The following is a 17,656-nucleotide window of genomic DNA, read 5'->3' as shown; positions in this document are numbered from 1 at the left end:
ATTATACGGACCCGTACATTTTTGGGCAGGGTCCACTGCGTGAAGAGCTTTATGATGGTTTGGTCGCCGATCGGTAAAGTGTTCAGCGCAATATTGGCATTACGCATAGCTGGGTAAGTGTTGCAGGAAGCGACTTTACTTGTTGTAATCAGAACCGAAGTATTATCACTTCGGTTTTTTTCTGTCTAGATAAAATGGATAGAAGTGATTTATGGCATTAAGGTAGTGCAAAACACGTTAGATTGATTTCGTCCATTCTCTTTTGAATAGTAAAGTGCTTTATCAGCCGCTTCTAGCCACGATAAGTGATCAGGATGTTCGTTTGATAGCTCACAAATACCTAAACTAACTCGATAATGAATCTCTTCATTTTCAGTTGAAATGGTGCTGTTTTCAATGCGTTTACGTAAACGCTCAGTGAAATAGAAAGCTTGCTCAGCGTTTGTATATGGCAGAATAACGGTAAACTCTTCACCACCATATCGCCCACAAATATCTGTGTTACGAGAGGTTTTTCTTAACAGTTCAGCGGCATCACGAATCACATCATCACCTACAGTATGCCCAAAGTTATCATTGACCTTCTTAAAGTGGTCAATATCAAACATCACAATGGATGACACTCTTTCCGCCGCTCTTGCTTCATTAAATTCTTTCTTTAAGCATGATTCCCAATAAGCACGATTATAAAGCTGTGTTAAGCCATCGATTTTACTTAACGTAGAAAGCTGGTGGTTGGAATTTTCTAGGTGTAATGTGTTTTTTGCAATTTCGGTAACGTCATGAATGATCAAACTGATGTGTGAAACGTTACCATTTACGTCTGTTAGAGGAGAAAACGTAATGTTTTGGCGCATCTCGGTTAATCCATTCGAAATAGGCGTAAAGTTCTTAAATTTAAATAGATAAGGCCTATCTTCCCAACAGGAGAAACCACGAGTATTTAAACTAAAGGAGGTCATGACTTTTTTAACTAACCAAGATTTTGGTAAATCAGGAACTACTTCAAATAGATTATGGTTAAGAATTTTCTCAGCGGTAATGCCGCTGTAAGATTGCATAAAGTTGTTCCAAGCACACACCTTAAAATTTTTATCTACCACAATTAAGCCTGCATCTAAATCACCAATGATCTGCATGGCCCAATGAAAATCACTCATATCAGAATTCATTATAAAACACTCTCTAAAATTGATTTAATGGCAGACAAAGAATCGTTATCCATTAAGAAGATAACATCACATTTTAAATCCATACTTTCTGCAGAATAAACAAACTCAATAGTAAAAATATCTTTCTCATATTCCCCTAAAAACTGATGGTTATCTTTGAGTGCTGTTTTTAATTGATCACTATTTAAAACGCTGGGTTGGCGTAAAGAAATGGCGATGTCCAATTGTTTGCTAAAAGATAAGAGAAAAGCAGAGACAAGTAGGTTAGCGATATCAAGAATGGCTTCATTGGTCGTTGTATTTTTACCGCTGTCATTAACGCTAAGTAATTCTTTTAAATTATCACCATGTAAACAAACAAGCGCCTCTCCGTTGATCCCATATCCAACAAAACGTTGAGAGATAGCTCGGTACTCAGAGTTATTAATAATATCTTGAAGAACCATTTTTAATTCAGAACGATGCAATGTAGCGACATTGGGTAGAGGCATATCAATGAAGCGATCAAATTGTTCAGAAATAAGAGCAGCGCTGGCACCAAGAGCAACGTTACTGATTTCTTTAATACTGGAGATAATGTCAATGGATGAACTGTTTTTTGCTCTCTTTGATTGAGAAGTTGCAGCGGTGTTGAGTAATGGTATTTGATATTTTTTAAATACTTGTTGAATAACGTCATTGCTAAATGGTTTTTCAATAAACTCTTTTGCACCAAGCTCATAGCATCGTTGTCTGGCTTTTTCTTGTATATCAGCAGAGACAACAATGATATGAGTTTGATAAGAATTTACCGGTAAAGAAGCCAATACTTCAAAGCCATCCATGATAGGCATGGTAAGGTCAAGAAAGAGAACATCAATGCCATGCTCAGATAAAGTTTGTAATCCTTCTTTACCATTTTCAGCATAGAAAACATTAACTTCACTGGTGTTTTTTATATTACGAGCTAATGATTTCCGAGCGATTTTTGAATCATCGCAAATTAATATTTTCATTATTATTTTTAGTTAATTACAGTCGTTACATCATCCTAAGTGATGTTAGTTACAAATCAATAAATATCCTATATTGAATAATTCAAGTACGAGCTAGTTAACAGAATGTTTGTAAAATTTATTTAAAGAAAACGTTTACATAGTTAAAAAATAATTTCTCAAAAATTGATCTAAGACATGTTTATGACAAAAATGTAGATAGGTGCTAAAACAAAAGTTGAATCATTAAAAAATAGTTGAATAATGGGTTGTAGCAACAAAAGGCACGACTCTAATGTGCAACCTACATATCTATAAAAGAGAATAATGATGAACAACGAATACGTATTAGTTATCAATTCAGGCAGCTCTTCACTTAAGTTTGCTGTAATCGATTCTGTTTCTGGTGATGCAGTATTAAGCGGGTTAGGTGAGTGTTTTGGCCTTGAAGATGCTCGTATGAGCTGGAAGTATCAAGGACAGAAAACAGAAATTGCCATTGAAGGTAATGAAAACCACCATAAGATAGCTATTGGTAAATTAGTAGGTCTAACAGAAGAGTTAGGTTTTACTGATGGTATCGTTGCTATCGGTCACCGTATCGTTCACGGCGGTGAAAAATTTACTAAGACAGTTCGTATTAATGAAGAAGTAACAAAAGAAATTGAAAGTCTATCTGACTTAGCTCCTCTTCATAACCCAGCTGGCGCTATTGGCATTCGTGCTGCTGTTGAAGCCTTCCCTTCTCTCCCTCAATTTGCGGTATTTGACACAGCGTTCCACCAAACTATGCCTAAGCGTGCATACACTGGTGCTATTGCTAAAGAGTTATATACTGATTTTGGTGTTCGTCGTTATGGTTTCCACGGTACAAGTCACTACTTTGTAAGCCGTGAAGCTGCAAAAATGATCAATAAACCGATTGAAGAGTCGAACTTTATTTCTGTTCACCTAGGTAATGGCGCATCAGTTTGTGCAATTAAAGACGGTAACAGTGTAGACACATCAATGGGCTTCACTCCGCTTTCAGGTCTAATGATGGGTACACGTTGTGGTGACTTAGACCCAGGTATCATTGAATACCTACTTAAGAAAGGTTGGTCACAAGAGCAAGTGTTTAACTCTCTAAACAAAGAGTCTGGCTTCCTAGGTGTGTCCGGTCTAACAAGTGATGCTCGTGGTATCCTTGAAGCAATGGAAGAGGGACACGAAGGTGCGACACTAGCATTCCAAGTGTTTACATACCGTGTTGCTAAGTACGTGGCTTCTTACCTAGCTGCATTAGATTCTTTAGATGGCATCATTTTCACTGGTGGTATCGGTGAGAACTCATTACCAATCCGTCGTGAGATCTTAAATAACCTTAAGATTCTTGGTTTTGTTGAAGATGTTGCAGGTAACGAAGGTGCTCGTTTTGGCGCTGATGGCATTATTGCTAAATCAGAAATGCTGAACGCTGTTGCTATGGTTATCCCAACCAATGAAGAATTCGTAATTGCTCAACAATCGGTTGAATTGCTGTAATTTCTTCTAATACCAATCACAGTGAGTAAGTGATTAGAAATAGCGAAGGAAAAAGGCTTGAGAATAAGGCAGAATTTTTCGATAAGTAGTTACTCTACAATCAAAAATTCTAACGTAGTTATCGAGCCTTTTAACAAGCTAGAGCGATCAGTTATTTACTACGATTGGTATAATATACAGAATTTTCAAAAGCGAGCTATGATGGCTCGCTTTTTGTTTTTCAGAAGGTTGATTGGTTGGTAACATATTGCTTTTATTAAATATTACCTAAGTAATCTCGAAAGAAATCAACGAATAGTTTTGTTCGTTGAGGTAAATGTTTTCTTTTAGGATAGAGAAGATATAAAGGGAGTATTGGTTGTGTTTCCCAACTTGGGATTAATTGAACGATTTCATTTCTTTTTGTTGGTGATAATTTAGACAACGCTAACTCATCCAACATAGCAACACCGCACTCATTTAGCATTGCGTCTACCATAGATGCAACCAAATTAACGCTAAAAGATCCTTCAAGATTAATCGCTATATTCTCTTTTGATTCTATCTTATTAAATGTCCAATTATTTAATGTGAAATCCGTATTTTTATAAAGAATATGGTTTAACTTATTTAGGTGTGAAGGGTGGGTAATTTCCCCTTGGTTCTGCATATAATTTATATGAGCAAAGGGTTTGCACTGCAATGAGCGAAAATAATGACCTACATAACCTTCCGGTGGGGAATTAGTCAGATAAAAAGCTACATCAAAACCAGACTCGATAAGATCCAGAGGACTTTCTGTAAAAATAACTTCAATATCTATTTTCGGGTATGTTCGACAGAACTTAGCGAGGGGCTCTGTTAGTAATATCGAACCAAATGACGCAGAAGCAGCAATACGTAATTTGCCAGCCATGCTTTCTGGTGATAATAATTTTGCGTTGATGGTTTCGGCACTGTCTAGTAGATGCTTTGCTTGTTTGTAAAACTTAATTCCATCATAAGTAAGATTGAATTGTCGCGTTGTTCTGTGAATGAGTTGAACAGATAAAATGCTTTCTAATTGTTGTAGTTGTCTACTTATGTGTGCATTCGAGCACTTTAATCTTTTCGCTGCTCCAGCAATGCTTTTTTCTTCACATAAGGCGACATAAATAGGGACATAGTTAAGCCACTTTATTTCCATATGGTAATTCTGTTTATCTAAATGGTCTCTACTGGAAATAATAGAGACTGATTATACTTTCAGCAAGATTAATTTAAGAGAAAGAATAAATGGAAGCGTTTAATAGTTGGCTTGAGGGTCAAAACCTCAAAGAACAGGTTAAGAACCCAAATATTGAAGTTGGAGATTATAGCTATTATTCGGGGTTTTATCATTCTAAGACCTTTGAGGAGCAAGCTGTTCGTTACTTATTAGGAGATGCTTCTACACAAGAGATGTGGGAGAGCGGACAGTTTGGAGAGATTGATAAACTCCGAATAGGTAAATTTTGCTCTATTGCATCAGGGGCAACATTTATGATGGCTGGCAATCAAGGACATAGAGCCGATTGGATATCAACATTTCCATTTTCAAAAAAAGAGTTTGGCGAAGGTGTGAAAGATGGCTTTCAAAGATCTGGCGATACCATTGTGGGTAACGATGTATGGATTGGTAGTGAGGCAATGATTATGCCTGGCGTTCATATTGGAGATGGTGCAATCATTGGAGCTAGAGCCGTTATTACTAAAAATGTGGCACCTTATTCCGTTGTGGTAGGAAATAATGTGGTGGTTAAAAAACGATTTGATGAAAATCTAATTCAAACATTATTAGTCATAAAGTGGTGGGATTGGCCACTGCAACACATTAAAAATGCAGTGGAGATTCTATGTAGTGGTCAAATTGAAGAATTAGAGCGGTATTTCATGAAGAATGTACGCTCTTAATTGATATTAGTTTAAAGGCTCTGATTTAGTTTGAGTCTTTACTTTTTTTATAACAATAAATTATTAAAATGATAAATATTGATAATTTTATATTATCCAATGAGTTTACTATTATTACCTCATCGAAACGAACAACGAATTATAAAACTGAATTTGAGGTAAATTATGAAAATGAATCACGTAGGCATCATGGTTGGCGATATGGACAAAGCGGTAGAGTTTTACACAAAAGCGCTTGGTCTTGAAGTGGTAATGGGTAACACAAAAGTTGAAGAAGAGCGTGAAACCGCAATTGGCAGAATGTGTATTGCTGTATTTGGTGAAGGCTTTAAAGGTTTCAATATTGCGCACTTATTAACGAAAGACGGCATTGGTTTTGAGTTATTTGAAATGAAAGAGTGCCAAGAACGTCACGAAGTTGATTTCTCGCGAATCGGTATCTTCCATTTCTGTCTTCAAACAGATGACTTCCACGGCGTGATCGCTCGTACTGAAGAGTTTGGCGGTAAAGTACGAATGGATATTATGCGTTACCACCCAGAAGATGATAACAACACATCACAAATGGTGTATTTAGAAGACCCATTTGGCAACTTATTTGAACTTTATTCTCATACGTATAAAGAAACGTATTCTGCTGAGTACGAGTAAAATTAAGATGATTAAGGCTTAGACTTCGGTTTAGGCCTTTTTTATGTACTGTATTTTTATTAGAAGTATTTGTTGCAATAAAAGCTCAGATAAAAGAGTAGTTGATCGCATTGCAAAGGTTTTAGTGGCTAATTTATACACAATATAGATTGGTCATCCTATTATATTTCAATAACCTATAATAATGACAACTGTTTTATATCTTTTATTTACAGGCTAGGGATGAGTCATGTACCAACCGAGAACAATAGAAAGTGATGTGCATTGGATAGATATTGATGGAATTAAAATTTATACAATATCAGCGACAAATAAACCAATTAATATCTCAATGTTTAATAAACGACTTGCTACAGTTAAGTCTCAATCAGAGATTAATTGGCGAGAAACCGCCGCGTTTGCTATTTATCATGATGGTGATAACTATAAGTATTTAGTTTTAGTATGGTGGGGAAATGATAATGAATTATTTACATCTGTATCAGTAAAAATTAAACATAAATGGGTGATTGATCCTAAACAATATTCATTTTGTTTATATGATATGGAAGTGATGTGGAGAGAGCGAAATATCTATATAGAAACCATGGATTGTGAAGTTCCTTCATTAATTGGTTATCGTGTAAGTCGTTGATAAGATATTAAATCTATTCACTAAATTAGATATGCTCGCTCATTTAATGTAAGAGCGAGCATGTTATTATTTTTTAAAAGCTACAAGCAGAGATGAGATAACTCCACACATCAGTAAAACAATGCCAAGGTGTTGAACTGAGCCTGCCAAGCTAAGCCCTGCACCTATCATTAAGTAATACATAAGTCCAAACAGAGCCCCAGCACTACCTGCTTGTTGTTTATAGTCAATTAATGCCACACTAAGAATATTTGGAATGGCGATACCAAAAGACATAACAACTAAGATCATAGGCAGTAAAAACAAGATTGAATCGATTAAATAAGTGACTAATGCTCCACCTGAAATCAATAAGAGGGCAGATAGTTGCAATAAACGCAGTAATGAAACTTGTTTAGAAATAAGATACTTATTTAAATAACTCCCTATAAATGTACCTAGACCTAACACGATCCCGCTATAACCAAACTCTTGTGAGGACAGTCCTAACTGCTCGAATTTAAAAGCTCCCAATTGGTAATATGAAAACAAAGCAATATTAAATAAAGCGACAAGGCAACCAGAACGCCAGATATTGATATCTCTTAGCATTTTTAGCCCGAGTCGTTTTAGTTCTAGAGGCTGCTTTGTTTTTTGAGTTTCAGGTAAAGCCACGAGGTTATATGCAACTAGTACTAGAGCCATAATAAATAAAGCAATAAATACATAATGATATCCACCGAATTGCGTAAGTTGACCACCAAGTAGCATCCCTAAAACGGGACTAATAGAAATCCCCATTCCCATAAAACTGAATACTTTACTGAGCTCTTTGGTATTAAATACATCACGTAGCATGGTTTGTGTGATTACTGAGCCTACTGCTATACCAAATGCACTAACAGCACGAGCGATCATCAGATAAATAAAACTGTCTGTTAGCACAGCAGATAAGGCGGCTAAACTGTAAATGGCTAACCCGAGTAGCATGGTGGGCCTGCGACCTAATTTATCCGCTAATATTCCCCATACCACGACACCAAAAGCAAAAGCTGAAAAGTAAATTGAAATGGTTTGTGAAGCCTGTGAATAATTTACGGCAAATGACTCAGCTATTGAGCCAAGTGTTGGGCTGTAAATGGTTTCAACTATTTGAGGAAACATCAAAAGAAGTACCATAAGCCAGAGTGAAGGTTTTGTGTTCATTGTGTGTCTCGTGTGAATTAACTTGGCAAACAGTATATTTCTAATTACGATTGTTCTATTAACAACATTAAAATCAAAAACAATAAGATTCGGACATTATGGCTATTATTTCAGATGAAACTAAATTTGATGCAGATAGATTGCCTGCGGATGTGATTGGTATTGCTGCTGATGTAGGTCGGCATGATTCAGGTATGCATTATCATCAGAAAGGGCAGTTACTGTATGCTCCTGAAGGCTGTATGAGTTTTGCTTTATCTCATTCAATGTGTGTTTTGCCACCCACAAAAGCCGTTTGGATACCAGCTAATACACCTCACCGAGCTTTTATGACCAATGTTGTAGCATACCGATCATTGTATTTTGATTGTGATAAGTTCCCATGTCCTGAAGACATTATGATGATCGAGGTAGACGAATTACTTAGAGCGTTAATTAATAAGATGGCAATGTGGGCATGGGATAAACCCAAATCAGAAACGTTACACACAACTGCACTCTTTTGGGAATCTTTTTATGAAGCACATCAACAACCGTTTAGCTTACCTTTACCGACAGAAAAACGTTTAATCACATTTAGTGAGCAGGTAAAGAAACCGGATTTTCTCGCTCCAGATCTTCAAACACTGTCTAAAAAGATAGGAGCGAGCAGTAAAACGATTACTCGATTATTTAAAAAAGAAACTGGAATGTCATATCAGGAATGGAAGCAACAATGGAGAGTGTTAAAATCAATCGAATTACTGTGTGAGAATACGCAAGTAAGTGATGTTGCATTTCAGCTTGATTTTTCATCAGACAGTGCATTTATTTCCTTCTTTAAAAAGCAAGTAGGGCAGACACCTCTAGCGTTTATTAAGCAGAAACAGAATAAAAAGTGATGGAAATCACAAATGCTGCTATACTCCCCCTAAATTTGAAAAGCTGGTTTTTGTACCAGCTTTTTTATGTCTCATTGATCACTAATTGGAATGTACTGTGCTAACGACTGCTAACATCACAATGCAATTTGGCGATAAGCCACTGTTTGAAAATATTTCTATCAAATTTGGTAACGGTAACCGTTACGGTTTAATCGGCGCGAATGGCTGTGGTAAATCTACCTTTATGAAAATCTTAGGTGGAGAGTTAGAGCAATCTGCGGGTACGGTTTCTACGGATCCAAATGAGCGCATGGCAAAATTAGGCCAAGATCAATTCGCTTTTGAATCATACACAGTTGTTGATACTGTGATTATGGGTCACAAAGAATTATGGAAAATCAAAGAAGAGCGTGATCGCATTTATGCACTACCAGAAATGTCTGACGAAGATGGTATGCGTGTTGGTGATTTAGAAACTGAATTCGCTGAAATGGATGGTTACTCTGCTGAAGCTCGTGCGGGTGAACTTCTATTAGGTCTTGGTATTCCAGAATCACAGCACTTCGGTTTAATGAGTGAGGTTGCTCCTGGTCTTAAAGTTCGTGTTCTTTTAGCACAAGTTCTATTTGCAGAACCTGACATCATGCTTCTTGACGAACCAACGAACAACTTGGACATGCACACTATTGCGTGGTTAGAAGACGTTCTTCTTGCTCGTAACTGTACAATGATCATCATCTCGCACGACCGTCATTTCTTAAACTCAGTATGTACACACATGGCTGACTTAGATTACGGTGAACTTCGTCTGTTCCACGGTAACTACGATGAGTACATGACAGCAGCAGAGCAAGCTCGTGAACGTTTACTTGCTGATAATGCGAAGAAGAAAGCACAAATGGCAGAACTTCAAACGTTCGTAAGCCGCTTCTCTGCAAACGCATCAAAAGCAAAACAAGCTACATCTCGTCAAAAACAACTAGACAAGATTCAGCTTGATGAAGTTAAAGCGTCAAGCCGTCAATCTCCGTTTATTCGTTTTGACCAAGAGAAAGAGCTATTCCGTAATGCATTAGAAGTTGAAGGTCTAAAGCAAGGTTATGGCGAAAACATCTTAATTAATGATGTAAATCTAATGGTTGAAGTAGGTGAGCGCATTGCGATCATCGGTGAGAATGGTATCGGTAAATCAACGTTCTTAAACACGTTAGCTGGTGCAATGGAACCAATGTCAGGCATGATCAAATGGTCTGAAAACAACAATATTGGTTTCTATGCTCAAGATCACAGCCATGATTTTGCAGAAGATCTAAACCTGTTAGATTGGATGGGTCAATGGAAACAAGAAGGCGATGACGAGCAAGTGGTTCGTGGTATTCTTGGTCGTATGCTTTTCTCTCAAAACGACATTAAGAAATCAGTTAAAGTGATTTCTGGTGGTGAGCAAGGCCGTATGTTATTTGGTAAGCTGATCATGCAAAAGCCAAACATCCTTCTTATGGATGAACCAACAAACCACATGGATATGGAATCAATTGAAGCATTGAACTTGGCTCTAGAGAACTACAAAGGTACATTAATGTTTGTATCTCATGACCGTCAGTTCGTATCTTCAATTGCAACACGCATCATCGAAATCACAAAAGATGGCGTGAACGATTTCCACGGTACATACGAAGAATACCTAAAGAAACAAGGTCTTAAAGGTTAATTCCTGATTTCCCTTTAATAAAATTAAATGGAAGCGACTCATCGCTTCCATTTTTTTTGTTTTAAATTCGGCATTATCGAAAAATGCTCACATCTCGATTTAATCCGCTCTAAATCACACTTAATTTTCGTTTTATCAAAAATTCATTGAAGTAGATCTACATTACAACTTTTACATCTTGAAGTTAAACTCCGTAATGTTATCTTTTGGAGTATAACTTCATAATAATTTATTTAATGAAATAAAAATCAGATTGGTTATTGGTTAGGTCTATTTGTTAACTGGAGATAAAAATGGAAAACATATTTTCAATGCTACAAAGGATTGGTCGAGCATTTATGCTACCAATAGCAGTGTTGCCGATGGCTGGTATTTTACTGGGTGTTGGTGGGGCGTTTACCAGTGGACCACTGATTGATACATATAATCTAACCTTTTTACAGCCCGGTACTGCGGCTAATCAATTTTTGATTCTGTGTTTCAAAGCCGGTTTGTTTGTTTTTATGAATTTACCGCTCTTATTTGCTGTTGGTGTTGCAATCGGAATGGCAAACAAAAACAAAGAAACAGCTGCAATTTCTGCAGTGATTGGTTTTTTATTATTTCACACCGTTATTGGAACAATATTAGGTTTTCAAGGATTAACGCCTGAAACGACAACGGTCGATGGACTCATTGCTTTGGGATATGACCCAGTAGAAGCAGTAGGTCTGTCATCTCTTTATACGCATGAATTAGGAATGTTTACCTTACAAACTGGAGTGTTTGGTGGGATCATCTGTGGTTTATTAGCAGCATATTTAACGAATAAATACTCAAATAAACAGTTACCAGATTATTTGGCATTTTTTAGTGGAAACCGCTTAGTTCCAGTAATGACAATGCTTTACTTTATTCCTTTGGCATTTTTGTTTCCGATTATTTGGCCAACTATCTTTAAAAGCATTGTTGCAGCAGGTGAGGCATTCTCCGCTATGGGATACATAGGTACATTTTTCTATGGCTCTGGAATGCGTATTCTTAATGTATTTGGCTTACATCATGCGATTTATCCTCTGTTTTGGTACACCGAGCTAGGAGGGGTACAAGAAGTGGCAGGGCAAATGGTTTCTGGTGGTCAGAAAATATTCTTTGCACAATTAGCTGATCCAACAGTAACGCATTTTAGCTCTGAAGCAACTCGAACAATGACAGGTGGCTTTTTACCTATGATGTTTGGTTTGCCTGCTGCAGCTTTTGCTATGTATCGTTGTGCCGATAACAAAAATAAAAAGGTGGTTAAAGGTATTTTAATTTCGGCAGCGCTAACGTCATTTTTAACTGGTATTACTGAGCCATTAGAGTTTACCTTCTTATTTGTTGCTCCTGCACTGTATGCGATTCATGCCGTACTTGAGGGGTTATCTTACATGTTAATGCACATGCTAGATGTGGCGGTAGGCATTACCTTCTCAAGAGGTCTGATTGATTTTACCTTCTTTGGTCTATTACAAGGTACAGAGAAAACGGATTATCAATGGATTCTGATTTTAGGACCAATTTATTCACTGGTTTATTACTTTATCTTTAGCTTTATGATCCGTAAGTTCAATTATTCAACTCCAGGGCGAAATGATGCCGATAATAAACTGCAAACAAGAGACAGCTATAAAAAGAACAAATCATCAGAATTAATTGACGATATCGTGAAGGAACTCGGAGGCATTAACAATATTGAGAGCCTTGATGCATGTATTACTCGTTTGAGAGTCACAGTAAAAGACACGGATATTGTCGCTTCTGACGAGGTTTGGCGTTCACTACAAGCAAAAGGGGTAATCCGCTCTGGTAATGGTGTTCAAATTATTTACGGCACACAAGCGGAGATATATAAGAATCAGATTCTCGATAAGTACAATTTGTAACTGTATTATTTGATTCACTTTTAAAGCGGAAGATCCAAATGGGTCTCCCGTTTTTTATTTTACTATTTTCTCGGTTATGTTTTTGATAAGCCATAGAACACAATGTAAGCTATATAGAGTTAATGTGTTTGGAGTTTTATATGTCGACCGATTTTGAAATAGATAAATCGTTTAATCGAATTGAGAATATTTTGGTATTTATCCACCAAAATATAGATAAGCCATTAACTGTCGAAATTTTAGCAGAAATGAGTTGTTGGTCTAGATGGCAATTACAAAGAGTGTTTCAGAATTACACAGGTATGAATGTTGCACAATATGTTCGAGAACAACGTCTAAGTATGTCTGCATTGGAGGTTCTGGATAAAAAAAAGCGTATGCTAGATATCGCTTATTCTTATGGATTTACTTCTGAAATTGCGTTTAGTCGTGCATTTAAACAGTACTTTCATAAATCACCACGTGAATATCAAAAGCAAGCGAAAAAAATAGGGATTCAAAAACCATTTTTAAAGCAAGTAAATGCAGACCCATTACTTAACTCACATTTTTATCGTGTTCGTCTTGAATATAAACCCAGTTTCAAAGTGCTCGGATTAAGCACAAGGGTACAAGGTATTTTATCTGACACTCCAGATTTTATCGAAAAAGTCCCTTCGGTGTGGAATGCATTAGATACGTATATTACGTGTTTATCATCTATTCCAGAGCAGAAATATGCGGTTATTGATACTCGTGAAGAGAATGCTGACTCTTTACTTTATTGGGCTGGTATTAGTTGTGACGCTCTTTCTACTGATGAGTTGAACCTGCATAAAGCTGATTTACAAATAATCACGATTCCAGAACAAGAGTATGCTGTTTTGCCCTTTAAAGGTGCAGCACAAGATTTTTCTAAATCTGTTGAATGGCTTATATCTGAATGGTTACCGACATCAGGCCATCAAGGTATCGAGGGCTTTGATCTGGAAATTTATCGATCAGATACGACTCAAGGGATAATTGATGTCGAATATTGGTTGCCTATCCGCAGTTTATGATTTTTATTATAAATCAATTTATCAATAAATAATTTTCTTCATGCACCAAATTGTTAACTTTCATTAGGGATAAATCATTATACTCTTGCGCAAGAGAATCATTCTCATTTGCATTTTGATTTAAGCGTTGTAAGCAGGATTATAATGAACGTATCTACAGAATATTCAAAATTTAATGTCACTCTTTTGGCAACAGCAATTGCTTCATCTTTTCTATTTCCTATTTCAGCAATGGCTAATGATGATAGTGCTTCTGATGATGTTGAAACCATTTCAATATTTGGTCAAGCCTACCGTAATACAGCAACCAAAACATCTTTAGAACCAGAAGAAACCCCTCAAGGGATCACTGTACTTGATGGTGAAGTATTAGAACAACGCAGTGTTAAATCTTTGAATGAAGCATTACGTTATGTACCTGGCGTAACCACTGAACAAAAGGGTGGTGCGGTGACGATGTACGATACGTTTAACATTCGAGGCTTTGATGTAAACCAAAGTTATTATGATGGTTTGGTTCTGCAATATTTAAATGGATGGAATTTACAGCCACAAATTGATCCAATTGCGATTCAGCAAATTGAAGTTTTTAAAGGTCCAACGTCAGTTTTGTACGGTTCTATGCCACCTGGTGGCATGGTAAACATGATTGCTAAAACACCACAAAAAGAAAAAAGTACAGACGTAAAAGTTGCGACGGGTACTGGTAATTTAGTGGAAGCATCTATTGATACAACTGGTCAATTTGGTGACAGTGATTTTTCATATCGTTTTATTGCATTAGCACGTCAAAAAGACGGTCAAGTTGATTACACAGAAGAAGAGCGTTATGTAATAGCTCCGTCGGTTGATTGGCAAGTTAGTGATCGTACATTAATTAACTTCAATATGTATTATCAAAATGACCCGTCAATGGGAATGAACTCTGCAATGCCAGCTTCAGGCATGATTTACGATAACCCAAATGGAAGTACAGATCCGTCTACATTTGTAGGTGATAAAAATTGGAGTACGTTTGAACGTGAATTCTTTATGGCTGGCTATAAGATCAACCATGAATTCAATAATAATTGGTCGTTCTTACAAAATTTCCGTTATATGAATGCGTCGTTGTACCAAGAAAATACGTACCATGTAGAAGCTGGTTTTAACCCCTCAACTGGTGAGTTAACTCGTTATGCTTATAGTACTGATGAAAGCTCAACGGGCTATACCATTGATAACCAGTTATCAGGTCGAGTGATGGCTGGAAATGTTGAACATAATTTATTGTTCGGTATTGATTATCAAAAACTGGATGGTGATTCAATATATACTGACTTTGGAGAGGTTAAAGGATTTAATATCTTTAGTCCCAACAATGACATGATTGATCGAAATAGTCTTTCTGGTACTGCGTATTTGGATAAAGTAAAAGTTGAACAGCTAGGATTTTATGCTCAAGATCAAATTCGAATTGATCGTTTAATCTTAATTGCTGGTGGTCGTTATGATTCATTTAAAGGTTCTAATGATTATAATGGCTCATTAACTGAAACTAATACTGATAATTTTTCATATCGTGTTGGGGCGTTATATGAGTTAGAAAGTGGCTTTTCACCGTTTATTAGTTACGCGACAAGCTTTGAACCAGTCGCAGGCTCAGAAGGGAAATCATATGATCCTGAATTGGCAGAGCAGCTTGAAATTGGTGTGAAATACTCTTCGACGGATTATACAAAAACGGCGTCCGCTTCAGTATTTAATATTGTTAAATCAAATATGCTAATGGCAGATCCTGATGACTTTCAAAAACAAGTGCAGCTAGGTGAAGTTAAATCACAAGGTTTAGAATTACAAGGTCAGTGGTTAATAACAGATAGTTGGGATATGTCTGTAAATTATACTTACATTGATATGGAAATTACTAAAGATGATGATCTGGAAGGTAAAACACCTATCTATGTGCCAACACATGCGGCGAGCTTATGGTCTAACTACTACATTTATGATGGTATCTTAACTGGAACGCGTATCAGTGGTGGCTTACGCTATGTAGGTGAAATGGAAATGGATGCAGCCAATACGGACAAAGTACCAGATTATACGCTTGCTGATGTTTCTATTGGTTATGAGCTTGATGGGATCAGTGAATCATTAACAGGGGCAACGGCTCAATTGAGTGCGACTAACTTGTTTAATACTGAATATTACAGCTGTTACGATTCAGCAAACTGTTGGTACGGTGCAGAACAAACCGTTGAACTGAGCATTAATTATAACTTCTAAGTGAAGTTGATTTAAAAATAGAGAGAAGTACGTGGATCTTGCGTACTTCTTTTCTGCATTTTATTTAACAGAGAACAATATAAGTATTAGCTAAGCTTATTGAAGAAGAAAGCATGTATCAATTAAAAGATGTTAAAGTCGTTAGAGAAGAACGAGTTATTTTGAATGTGGAAGATCTAACCATAGATCCAAATGCATTGACCGTTGTTCTTGGACACAATGGCTCAGGGAAATCGACATTGGTTAATTTGTTGGCGAACCAATTTGCTCCTGAAGAAGGAGAAGTCATGCTAAACCAACAAAAATTAACGGCATTAAACGCTAAAGAGTTTGCTAAAAAAGTGGCATTTCTGCCCCAAAAGTTACCTGAAGTAGCAGGGCTTAATGTTGAAGAGCTAGTGCGTTTAGGTCGATATCCTTGGCGTGGCGTACTTGGTCGTTTTAATAAAGATGATGCAGTAATTATTGAAGACTCAATGCTTAAAACTGGTGTAAACGAATTTCGTAATACTTTAGCGGATCAATTATCTGGTGGAGAAAGACAGCGCGCTTGGGTTGCAATGTTACTTGCTCAGCAATCGGATATTTTAATTTTGGATGAGCCAACGTCAGCCTTGGATATCCATCATCAATACCAATTAATGGAATTACTGAGCGATTTGAATCAAAAAGCAGGAAAAGGCATCATTGTTATTCTGCATGATTTAAATTTAACTTTGCGTTATGCCACCGATATCATTGCCTTAAAAAGTGGAGACATTGCGTTTCATGGTAAAGCTCATCATTTACTTGATGAGACACTATTGTCCGATTTATATGCCACATCTATCAAACTTATCGACCATCCTGAATACAACCATAAAGTAGCTATCGTATGTTGAAAAATCTCACTTCCACTATTGCCTCTCTTTTTATTGTTTTGTTTAGTCACATGGCAATGGCTCAGTTTGTGGTGCAAGACAGTAGAGGAGAGCAAGTTTTAGAATCTGTGCCTAAAAGAGTCGTCGCGTTAAATTGGGATATCGCAGAACAAGTTCTAGAGCTTGGTGTTACTCCTGTGGCAGTAAGCGATATTGCCGGATATAAAGAATGGGTTGTGCAACCTGATATACCAAGTGATGTGCAAGATGTAGGTATGCGTGCAGAACCTAACTTTGAAAAGATTGCAGCAGTAAACCCAGATGTTATTTTGGTCGCTTCACCTCAAGCGGATTTAATTCCTCAATTAGAAAAAATAGCACCTGTTTTGTATTTTCACACTTATTCAGAAAATCATGATAATAGTTTGATGGCAGTTAATAACTTTAAAGCTATTGCTGTCGTATTAGGAAAAGAAGCTGAAGCACAGAAAAAATTAGTTGAAATGGATGTTGAGATAGCGCAACTAAAGCAACAACTTGCCGAAGCTTACGGAACCAAAATGCCAAAAGTAGCTTTGTTTCGTTTTGCAAATATGACTTCTGTTTATCTTTATGGTGATAATTCAACCGCTCAATATGCTTTAAATTTGCTTGGATTTGAAAGTGCGATTCCTCAAAAGAGTACTCAATGGGGAGTAACTCAAATTCGATTACCTGAACTCAGAAAAGTGAATGATGGTATAGCGTTGTATATCGAGCCTTTTAATGAAGAAAGCAAATTAGATAAATCAGTAATTTGGAATGCGATGCCTTTCGTTAAAGCAAATAAGGTTAGCAGTGTTGAACCTGTTTGGAGTTATGGTGGGGCAATGTCGATTAAATATACTGCAAAGGCACTGGCTAAAAGTTTGCTAGAGATAGCACCTCAATCAAAAATGTTGAGCAATAGTGTTAAGTAA

15 protein-coding genes are annotated in these 17,656 nt (G+C 36.8%); 11 read left to right on the top strand and 4 right to left on the bottom strand.

The genetic code is table 11. From position 1 onward, the window contains the following. Positions 1-209 precede the first annotated feature (209 nt). Positions 210-1,172: a diguanylate cyclase gene (locus AAFX60_018235; protein ID XDF79111.1), complete on the bottom strand. Its 963-nt coding sequence runs from the start codon at positions 1,170-1,172 to the stop codon at positions 210-212. Continuing rightward, positions 1,172-2,167, bottom strand: a complete 996-nt coding sequence (locus AAFX60_018230; GenBank protein XDF79110.1) for a response regulator — start codon at positions 2,165-2,167, stop codon at positions 1,172-1,174. The genes AAFX60_018235 and AAFX60_018230 overlap by 1 nt, the downstream gene beginning before the upstream one ends. Before the next feature lie 309 nt (positions 2,168-2,476). Between AAFX60_018230 and AAFX60_018225 the strand changes: the two genes are divergently transcribed. Then, positions 2,477-3,670, top strand: a complete 1,194-nt coding sequence (locus AAFX60_018225; GenBank protein XDF80158.1) for an acetate/propionate family kinase — start codon at positions 2,477-2,479, stop codon at positions 3,668-3,670. Positions 3,671-3,926: 256 nt separating this feature from the next. Here AAFX60_018225 and AAFX60_018220 read toward each other — a convergent pair whose 3' ends face one another. Beyond that, complete coding sequence (locus tag AAFX60_018220) at positions 3,927-4,835, bottom strand: LysR family transcriptional regulator (protein XDF79109.1); 909 nt, start codon at positions 4,833-4,835, stop codon at positions 3,927-3,929. Positions 4,836-4,924: 89 nt separating this feature from the next. Here AAFX60_018220 and AAFX60_018215 point away from each other — a divergent pair, with 89 nt between their 5' ends. The 3 genes from AAFX60_018215 (at position 4,925) to AAFX60_018205 (ending at position 6,866) form a co-directional block, all read left to right on the top strand. Beyond that, positions 4,925-5,581, top strand: coding sequence for a CatB-related O-acetyltransferase (locus AAFX60_018215; GenBank protein XDF79108.1), 657 nt, complete (start codon positions 4,925-4,927; stop codon positions 5,579-5,581). A 165-nt stretch (positions 5,582-5,746) separates the two neighbouring features. Beyond that, positions 5,747-6,232: a VOC family protein gene (locus tag AAFX60_018210; protein XDF79107.1), complete on the top strand. Its 486-nt coding sequence runs from the start codon at positions 5,747-5,749 to the stop codon at positions 6,230-6,232. 229 nt (positions 6,233-6,461) lie between these two features. Continuing rightward, positions 6,462-6,866: a hypothetical protein gene (locus AAFX60_018205; protein XDF79106.1), complete on the top strand. Its 405-nt coding sequence runs from the start codon at positions 6,462-6,464 to the stop codon at positions 6,864-6,866. A gap of 66 nt (positions 6,867-6,932) precedes the next feature. On the opposite strand, the gene AAFX60_018200 is transcribed toward AAFX60_018205, so the two are convergent. Next, positions 6,933-8,051, bottom strand: a complete 1,119-nt coding sequence (locus AAFX60_018200; GenBank protein XDF79105.1) for a multidrug effflux MFS transporter — start codon at positions 8,049-8,051, stop codon at positions 6,933-6,935. A 98-nt stretch (positions 8,052-8,149) separates the two neighbouring features. Here AAFX60_018200 and AAFX60_018195 point away from each other — a divergent pair, with 98 nt between their 5' ends. The 7 genes from AAFX60_018195 (at position 8,150) to AAFX60_018165 (ending at position 17,656) form a co-directional block, all read left to right on the top strand. After that, positions 8,150-8,932, top strand: a complete 783-nt coding sequence (locus tag AAFX60_018195) for a helix-turn-helix transcriptional regulator (GenBank protein XDF79104.1) — start codon at positions 8,150-8,152, stop codon at positions 8,930-8,932. Positions 8,933-9,029: 97 nt separating this feature from the next. Beyond that, a complete protein-coding gene (locus tag AAFX60_018190; GenBank protein XDF79103.1) occupies positions 9,030-10,625 on the top strand; it encodes an ABC-F family ATPase in 1,596 nt (531 codons plus the stop codon). A 293-nt stretch (positions 10,626-10,918) separates the two neighbouring features. Further along, on the top strand, positions 10,919-12,529 hold the full coding sequence (locus tag AAFX60_018185; GenBank protein XDF79102.1) for a PTS transporter subunit EIIC: 1,611 nt from the start codon (positions 10,919-10,921) through the stop codon (positions 12,527-12,529). Between the two features lie 140 nt (positions 12,530-12,669). Then, on the top strand, positions 12,670-13,569 hold the full coding sequence (locus AAFX60_018180) for an AraC family transcriptional regulator (protein XDF79101.1): 900 nt from the start codon (positions 12,670-12,672) through the stop codon (positions 13,567-13,569). Positions 13,570-13,713: 144 nt separating this feature from the next. Beyond that, positions 13,714-15,837, top strand: coding sequence for a TonB-dependent siderophore receptor (locus AAFX60_018175; protein ID XDF79100.1), 2,124 nt, complete (start codon positions 13,714-13,716; stop codon positions 15,835-15,837). Between the two features lie 113 nt (positions 15,838-15,950). Next, a complete protein-coding gene (locus tag AAFX60_018170; protein XDF79099.1) occupies positions 15,951-16,718 on the top strand; it encodes an ABC transporter ATP-binding protein in 768 nt (255 codons plus the stop codon). Next, a complete protein-coding gene (locus AAFX60_018165) occupies positions 16,712-17,656 on the top strand; it encodes an iron-siderophore ABC transporter substrate-binding protein (protein XDF79098.1) in 945 nt (314 codons plus the stop codon). The genes AAFX60_018170 and AAFX60_018165 overlap by 7 nt, the downstream gene beginning before the upstream one ends.

It is taken from the genome of Aliivibrio fischeri (assembly GCA_038993745.2).
GTDB classification, from domain to species: Bacteria; Pseudomonadota; Gammaproteobacteria; order Enterobacterales; family Vibrionaceae; genus Aliivibrio; species Aliivibrio fischeri_B.
This window is presented reverse-complemented; position numbering and strand designations above follow the sequence as displayed.

Bases quoted from the DNA above. Each gene is read 5' to 3' on its own strand.
- AAFX60_018205 (XDF79106.1), top strand. From the start codon at position 6,462: ATGTACCAACCGAGAACAATAGAAAGTGATGTGCATTGGATAGATATT.
- AAFX60_018230 (XDF79110.1), bottom strand. From the start codon at position 2,167: ATGAAAATATTAATTTGCGATGATTCAAAAATCGCTCGGAAATCATTA.
- AAFX60_018165 (XDF79098.1), top strand. From the start codon at position 16,712: ATGTTGAAAAATCTCACTTCCACTATTGCCTCTCTTTTTATTGTTTTG.
- AAFX60_018235 (XDF79111.1), bottom strand. From the start codon at position 1,172: ATGAATTCTGATATGAGTGATTTTCATTGGGCCATGCAGATCATTGGT.
- AAFX60_018225 (XDF80158.1), top strand. From the start codon at position 2,477: ATGAACAACGAATACGTATTAGTTATCAATTCAGGCAGCTCTTCACTT.
- AAFX60_018215 (XDF79108.1), top strand. From the start codon at position 4,925: ATGGAAGCGTTTAATAGTTGGCTTGAGGGTCAAAACCTCAAAGAACAG.
- AAFX60_018200 (XDF79105.1), bottom strand. From the start codon at position 8,051: ATGAACACAAAACCTTCACTCTGGCTTATGGTACTTCTTTTGATGTTT.
- AAFX60_018175 (XDF79100.1), top strand. From the start codon at position 13,714: ATGAACGTATCTACAGAATATTCAAAATTTAATGTCACTCTTTTGGCA.
- AAFX60_018210 (XDF79107.1), top strand. From the start codon at position 5,747: ATGAAAATGAATCACGTAGGCATCATGGTTGGCGATATGGACAAAGCG.
- AAFX60_018185 (XDF79102.1), top strand. From the start codon at position 10,919: ATGGAAAACATATTTTCAATGCTACAAAGGATTGGTCGAGCATTTATG.
- AAFX60_018220 (XDF79109.1), bottom strand. From the start codon at position 4,835: ATGGAAATAAAGTGGCTTAACTATGTCCCTATTTATGTCGCCTTATGT.
- AAFX60_018180 (XDF79101.1), top strand. From the start codon at position 12,670: ATGTCGACCGATTTTGAAATAGATAAATCGTTTAATCGAATTGAGAAT.
- AAFX60_018195 (XDF79104.1), top strand. From the start codon at position 8,150: ATGGCTATTATTTCAGATGAAACTAAATTTGATGCAGATAGATTGCCT.
- AAFX60_018170 (XDF79099.1), top strand. From the start codon at position 15,951: ATGTATCAATTAAAAGATGTTAAAGTCGTTAGAGAAGAACGAGTTATT.